The organism is Streptomyces sp. YS415 (genome assembly GCF_023544665.1).
GTDB lineage: Bacteria > Actinomycetota > Actinomycetes > Streptomycetales > Streptomycetaceae > Streptomyces.
In genome coordinates this window covers 1-312 of sequence record NZ_JAMJFL010000093.1, presented here as the reverse complement: position 1 = coordinate 312, position 312 = coordinate 1, and the positions used below count along the sequence as shown (strand labels likewise).

At 69.6% G+C, this 312-nt stretch carries 1 protein-coding gene; it reads right to left on the bottom strand.

Features of this window, described 5'->3' with window-relative positions:
* Positions 1-312, bottom strand: a 312-nt coding sequence (locus tag M8H82_RS36390; protein ID WP_250080042.1) for an acyltransferase domain-containing protein, incomplete at both ends; no start/stop codon positions are given.

Here is a 312-nt window from a genome sequence, read left to right as displayed (position 1 = left end):
TCGGTGAAGCGCACCGGCTGCCGCAGACCCTCGTACCAGTACGAGGCACCCATGGTCTCGGTGTCCAGCACGCCACCGGTGACCGTGGAGATGATCGGCACCCGGGACACTTGCGGCGTCACCGGGGCGAGGGCTTCCAGCAGCCGCTCCCGTATGTCCTCCACATGGGCGGAGTGGGAGGCGTAGTCCACCGGAACCCGCCGGGCGCGGACGCCCGCGCTCTCCGCCATCGCGGAGATCTCGTCCAGGGCTTCCGGATCACCGGCCACCACCGTGGCGTCCGGGCCGTTGTAGACGGCTATCGAAACCCGA